We start from the raw sequence: 6,793 nt of genomic DNA, 5'->3' as shown, positions 1-6,793 counted from the left end.
ACCGATACCAAGTTGATTTCCTCATAAATCTCTGGAATCGCATCGAGGGTCTTGCTGGAGAATAGCCAAACGGATCCAGATTCCCCGCGATCCGACCGCTCGACGAGTATCTCCAGGTTGCCGCTGTCGCCACTGATGGTTCCAACCAGTTCTTGTTCGGGGTGCAGCAGATCCGCGAGTGATCCCTCGGGCTTGTCACTGAGCTCATTCAGTTTCGGGGGCAGGCGACGATCGAGAACCGCGTAGAGCTGACGAGCAAGGCTCGCGGCCTGTTCACCCTGAAGGCGGGTGTCTAGATACCTCGCGGCGAGCTCGTAGTCCCCCTTGCGACCGGCAATCAGAAAACCGAGGACCGTACCTTGTGGAGTGGTACGCCCAAGGGCGTCTTTCGGTAGCTCAGGTTGCGGCGCAGCGGGAGTCGGAATCGGATTACCAGGCTGCGCCCAGACAGGGGCGCACAGGAGCATTGCAAGGGAAAGTAAGCAGAAGCTATTAGATAGACATTGTCTGTAGTTCCGTGAAAACGACATGGAAGAGAGGCGCGCCTTATCGCTATGCAAGTGGTGCGCTCCTTTCATGACGCCGAGAGACTGGCTTCGGTCGTGCGTGCAGCCGCATCACTTCAAGAGGCGATCAACGATTCTATGTGCGGATGTCACAATCAACTGTTGCTCTATAGTTACTGATATTCCCGCGATGCGTCCACTGGGGATTTCCCTAGTTGTCAAGGAACTTACTTGTGCGTAAGAGAACTAATGGAACGTCTTATATCGATTCGACTAACTTGTTGCGCGGCCGGAGAGCGTTGATCATCTTCCATGTCTCAGAACCAGATCCAAGCGGATGGCCAAGTCTGCGTGATTAAAGAGATCGCGCCAATCTTCGATCAAACCGATTTAGCGAGGCACCGATTGGCAACGCGTTGCCACATCGGTCGCCGGTTGATAGCGCACCCGTGTATACCGGGCGGGTGTAGACCTACAGGGAGCGCCGTAATGAGAAGGCTGCAGATTCTTTTTGGGATCATTGTGCTGTTTGCTTCGCCACTATTTGCGAGAGAAAAATCCGACGTACTCGTGATGAAAAATGGCGATCGACTAACATGCGAGATCAAGCGCCTCAGCGCGGATGTCCTATATGTCGGACTTGATTATGCACTGGGTACCGTTTCCATCAATTGGTTCAAAGTGGATCACCTCGAAAGTCGTCAGCTCTTTATCGTTAAAACACAAGATGGCGAGGTCTATTCAGGGCAAATCTCCATGTCAAAAACTGACGGCGAACGGCCAGTTTCGATCGACGTAATGGAAGAGACAAGTAAGAGCGTGGAACTAGAACGAAGCCACATCGCCACCATGGACCAGTCTTCACAGAGTTTTTGGAAACGTTTCAACGGTAGTGTCGGTCTTGGTGCCCTTTACAGCAAAGGCAATGAATCCTCCCAATATGACCTTTCCACGGATTTGAACTACCCGCGGGATCGTTGGCGCGCATCCACGAGCCTCATTTCAAGTCTATCTTCCAGCAAAAACACGACCGCATCCTCACGCAATCAGGTCGACGCTTCAGCTCAGCACATGATGCCGTGGAAAAATTGGTACGACACTGGCTTTGCCAGCTTCCTGCAGAGTACGGTGCAAGGCATTAACCTATCCTCGTCATATGGCGGCGGCGCCGGCAGATATTTGAAAAACAGCAATAATGCTTTCATTGCCGTTGCAGGAGGTTTTGCCTTTCAGCATATTGACTATGGGCAGAATGTCATCGGGGCTTCGACTCAAAATGTTAGCGCCGCCTGGGTCAACACACAACTAAAGGTGTTTCGATTCGACCGGACCAATCTCAACGTTACGGCAAGCGTTCTGCCCGCCATTTCGGATCTGGGACGAGTTCACTTTAATCTGAATTCCGCCTACAACGTAAAGGTCTTGGGAAAATTCAACTTTAACGTGAGCTTCTACGGTAACTGGGACAATCAACCTCCGCCAGGTTTCTCAGGAAGCGATTACGGTTCCAGCGCTGGCGTGAACTGGAGCTTCGGAAACCATTAGCATGGCTCACTATCCCGTTAGTTAGCTTTGCGCTCTGAGCGCCAGACTTGCCCTTTCTGGCCCAGCCAAGGTTCCGCGAACTTGTGCACGCTTCCAGGCAGCATACATTGGGAAACTCCTTTCTCGATGGGCAAAGAGACCTACCCAATCACAGCGCGCACACGACTAGGGAATTCCCTAGTTGTGGCTGATGGCTCCTGAACGTAGAAACGATCAAGAACCTGATTCGACATCTCCGATATTGGAGCGCGCGTCAGAACCGAACTTGTTTCGGTCCGCAAAGACGTGAGCAGAGTTTGGCGAAAACTGTTAAGGAGAGACCGCACATGAACTTCTTTGGCTCATCGGTGTCAAAACGAATTTTAATTCCATTCATCACATGCCTGCTTCTCTCAGGCCTCGGCAGAACTCCTGCTTGTGCTTTTGGCCAATCCGCTCCTTCGCAGGACAACGAAGAAATGCAGAAGAAGATGGACCAGCTCGAAAAAGAGATGCAGGACCTGAAGAACCAGATGGATGCAGCCAAACAGGCAGCGGCCCTCGAAAAGGCAACGCAGGAGGCCGCAGCGAAAGAAGCGGCCGCCAAAGAGCCAACCGCTTCACCCGCAGAAACAGGCAAACCCGCGCCTAAGGGCACCTTCAATATCTACGGGGCTGTGATGCTTGATTCCGGTTACAACTTCGGGCAAATCGATCCGAACTGGTTTGACGTCATGCGGCCCACTAAGTTGGACGCATATAAAGATGAGTTTGCACCTAGTGGAACGGTCTTTTTCAGCGTTCGCCAGACGAGATTCGGCATCAAAACATCCTCGCCCACCAAATATGGAGACTTGAAGACCTGGTTTGAATTTGAGCTGTTCGGCACCGGATCTAATGCTGGACAGACGACGTTCCGTCTGCGCCAGGCTTATGGAGAATTAGGCCATTTCGGCGCAGGTCAGACCTGGAGTCCGTTCATGGATATCGACGTCTTCCCCAATTCGCTCGAATACTGGGGGCCGAACGGAATGGTCTTCTTCCGCAACATTCAATTCCGATGGATGCCTCTCAAAGGTAGGAATGCGCTCACGATTGCAGCTGAACGTCCAGGTGCCAGCGCAGACCAAAGCAATTACGGCGATTTCATCGATCTTACTGGGGTCAGGTCGGATTTCAATCTTCCTGATCTATCTGTCCAGGGCCGCTTTACACGGAAATGGGGGTATGTCCAGGAGGCAGTCATGCTCAGAAAAATCGCATGGACGGACCTCAATAAGACTCCGGCGCAGGATCTCAGTCGGCAACTTCTCGGCTGGGGATTCAACACAACCTCCAATGTCAACTTAGGCGCCAAAGATGTCCTCAGGCTCGAGGCTGTGTATGGAGATGGTATTGAGAACTACATGAACGACGCAACAGTCGACGTAGCACCTCAGCTTGAGCCTGGCACGGCACTGGGAGTCAAAGGCGTCGCGGTGCCAGTCCTGGGAGTGGTCGCCTTCCTCGATCACAACTGGACCAAGAAGCTGAGCACAGCTGGAGGCTATTCAGCCGTGAATATGTGGAACCCAAACGGTCAGCAGGCGAACGCCTTCCATCACGGGGATTATGCGCTGACTAATCTGCTCTACAATCCCATTCCGAGTTTCATGTTCGGCGGCGAATTCCAGTATGGACGCCGCGTGAACTTCAGCGACGGCTTCAGCGTGAACGACTACAAGGTGCAGTTTTCGTTCAAGTACAACTACTCGAAGGTGTTCGGCTACTGACGTACCGGCACGAGCAGGATTTGAAGATCTGATCCGCATGGATCAACCAAGAAAAAAGGAGAATCACGATGAAGATCAAGCGAATGTCGGCAACGTTCCTGGTGGCGGCTGCGATCGCGGGAACCGTTCTACCACTTTCAATCGCAGCCCAAACCGGTCAGTCTAGCCCGGTCGCCGCTAGCCGCGCAAATGTCGAAAAGGTGATTGCGGAAGCCTACGAGAAATACAAGGGTGAGACCAGGGGAAAGAACGCAGATTACATCCCCTATCTCGCCCATGTGGACTCCAAGCTGTTCGGTATCGCAGTTGTGACTACAGATGGCAAGGTAATTACCATGGGCGATGTCGACTACTCGTTCTCGATCCAGTCAATCTCCAAGGTGTTTACGCTGGCGCTTGCCATGGAGTCACTCGGCCCCGACGAGGTTTTCAAGAAGATAGGCTCGGAGCCGACCGGGCGGGCCTTCAACTCGCCGGTAGCGGTCGTCGATATGCCGACGCATAGCGCCAACCCTCTTGTGAACGCCGGCGCTATAGCAACGGCCAGCCTGATCTCCGGCAAAGACAAAGATGAGAAGTGGGCCAAGATTCTCGACTTTTACAGCAGAGCCGCAGGAGAGAAGCTCGTCGTAATCGATGAGGTTTACAAATCGGAAGCCGCGTCGAATGAAGGAAACAAGGCTCTTTCGTACCTTCTCGCCAAATATGACCGGATCTATGCCGATCCATTTGAGTCGGTAGATAACTACACCAAGCAATGCTCCGTAGGTGTCAACGCTCTTCAACTTGCCAGAATGGGAGCCACGCTGGCGAACAACGGTATCAATCCTAAGACCGGTGAAGTGGTAATCAAGTCTGAGGATGTTCCTCATATCCTGAGTGCGATGATGATGGCCGGTCTCTATGACGGCTCCGGTGGCTGGGCCTGGCACGTGGGACTTCCTGCGAAGAGTGGAGTCGGTGGCGGCATACTGGCAGTCGTTCCAGGAAAGGGCGCAATCGTAGTATTCGCCCCTCCGCTGGACGAAGCAGGTAATAGCGTCAAGGCACAAGAGGTGATCGAGTATGTAGCCAATAAGCTGAACTACAACCTCTATTCGCCATTGTCAGTGGGCTGGAAGTAATTAAGACAATACTTGGGCTGAGCAAGCGGAACGACGCTTTTCTGTTTGCCCAGCCCACCTATTTTGAGCAATTCAAGCGGGCAGAGCAATTCCGAGGGTTGATCGTATGAGGCACAGGAGCCTTACGAGGTCGTTATCGATAACTAGCGTCTTTGCGTTGTTGCTATCTTGCGGCGCAGCAGGGGTTTATTCCCAGGCACCCGGTTCGGAGCCGACTGGCGCGATCATCTCACCTCAATCAGTTGCCGATGCACTGGCCAAGATCGACGCGCTCGTGGAACAAAACAAGCGTCTCGAGAACCAGAACAATGAACTGGCGAATCAGAATAGAGAGCTGATCAACCAGATGACGGCCTTACGCAGCCTACTCGCGGGGCAGAGTGTCACCGCGCCAGCAACTGTGAGCAACCCGGCTGAGCTCACCGCGAAGAAGCCGGAAGTTCCTACGGAGACGATCAACAAGGATAATCAGATTCTAGCGGTTGAGGAAAAGCAAGGTTTAACCACTCCGGAGCCCGCAATTGAAGTGAAGCCAGTCGTTGTCGCCGAAAAAGCCGAAGAGAAAAAGTCGCCAATGTGGGGCGATTATAGCCCTGGCCTCGGCATTAGAGTAGCAGAGACGCCAAAAGGCGATATGCGAATCAGTTTTTTGACGTACGGGCGTTACCTGAACCAACTTAACCTTGCTCCGACTTACACAAACTCCTTTGGCACGACATCGAATGTTCTGAGACAGAATAACTTCAATATGACCAAGGTATTCATTAAGTTCCTTGGCTGGGTTGTAGACCCTAAGTTCAGATACATCGTTTACGCATGGACATCAAATGCGAACCAGGGGCAAGGAGCACAGGTTGTTTTAGCTGGAAGAATGACTTACACGTTTAATAGTCACATCACTTTGGGGACTGGAGTTGACGGCCTGCCCGGAGTTAGAACCACCGAGGGCAATTGGCCATACTGGCTTTCTGTTGACGCCCGTCTTATAGCCGATGAATTCTTCAGGCCATCGTACACATTTGGCGTCTGGGCAAAAGGAGACATCACACCCAAACTTAAATACATGACCATGGTCGGCAATAACTTGAGTGCTCTTGGAGTGAGCTTCGCCCAGCTTGACGGCAAACCTGCGACGACGGCAAACGCACTGATCTGGATGCCCACGACCGGTGAATTTGGCGCTGGTTACGGGGATTTTGAAAATCACCAAAAGCTGGCTGCTCGTGTGGCAACTCACTTCTCATTCAGCGATGAAAACAGGCAGAGCCAACCGAGTACCGAGAGTATCGAGAATACCCAGATTCGACTCACAGATGGCACACTCGTTTTCAATAACAACCTTTTTGGCCCCGGAAAGAACGTCAACGAGGTGGACTACACGATGTGGGATATGGACGGCGGCATCAAGAAGCGCGGCATCTCGCTTGAAGGCGAGTACTACCAGCGCTGGCTGACCAATTTCCGCAGCACAACGGGCTCGTTGAATATCCCTACATACTTTGCGACGGGCTTCCAGATGCAATCCTCCGCGATGGTCATTCCCAAGACCTTGCAAGCGTATGTCAGCGGATCGAAGATCTTTGGACCCAACGGCGATCCCTGGGATACAAGGATCGGTGCGAACTGGTATCCGGCCAAGAATCGGGCCGTTTGGTGGAATAACGAATTCATGTATCTCTCAAAATCTCCTGTCGGCTACACCTCAGTACCCTTTGCTTTCGGGGGCAAAGGCTGGGTCTACTACTCGACGTTTGTGTTGAACTTCTAACCGGAATGGGAACAAGCTCGATCAGAAGGTGAGGTTATCCATGCTGAACACATTTTGTTGTTTGCGTCGTAGAAACCACAAGGTAACTCTGTTTATGGT

4 protein-coding genes and 1 pseudogene are annotated in these 6,793 nt (G+C 52.4%); 4 read left to right on the top strand and 1 reads right to left on the bottom strand.

The features are described 5' to 3' along the window. Positions 1-467 (bottom strand): annotated as a pseudogene (locus WA354_RS02640) (mechanosensitive ion channel family protein); the annotation flags it as partial. Positions 468-995: 528 nt separating this feature from the next. Between WA354_RS02640 and WA354_RS02635 the strand changes: the two are divergent. The 4 genes from WA354_RS02635 (at position 996) to WA354_RS02620 (ending at position 6,694) form a co-directional block, all read left to right on the top strand. Next, complete coding sequence (locus tag WA354_RS02635; protein ID WP_472811458.1) at positions 996-2,051, top strand: DUF481 domain-containing protein; 1,056 nt, start codon at positions 996-998, stop codon at positions 2,049-2,051. Between the two features lie 326 nt (positions 2,052-2,377). Next, entirely contained in the window at positions 2,378-3,802 is a 1,425-nt protein-coding gene (locus WA354_RS02630) for a DcaP family trimeric outer membrane transporter (RefSeq protein ID WP_472811457.1), read from the top strand. A 68-nt stretch (positions 3,803-3,870) separates the two neighbouring features. Next, positions 3,871-4,926 carry a glutaminase A gene (gene glsA, locus WA354_RS02625; protein WP_472811456.1) on the top strand — a complete coding sequence of 352 codons (1,056 nt, stop codon included), beginning with the start codon at positions 3,871-3,873 and terminating at the stop codon, positions 4,924-4,926. Between the two features lie 106 nt (positions 4,927-5,032). After that, on the top strand, positions 5,033-6,694 hold the full coding sequence (locus tag WA354_RS02620; protein WP_472811455.1) for a hypothetical protein: 1,662 nt from the start codon (positions 5,033-5,035) through the stop codon (positions 6,692-6,694). Positions 6,695-6,793: the final 99 nt, after the last annotated feature.

Origin of the sequence: Occallatibacter sp. (assembly GCF_049802275.1) — a bacterium.
Classification (GTDB): domain Bacteria; phylum Acidobacteriota; class Terriglobia; order Terriglobales; family Acidobacteriaceae; genus Telmatobacter.
Note: the sequence above shows the minus strand (reverse complement) of the source record. Positions and strands in the feature narration are given on the sequence as shown.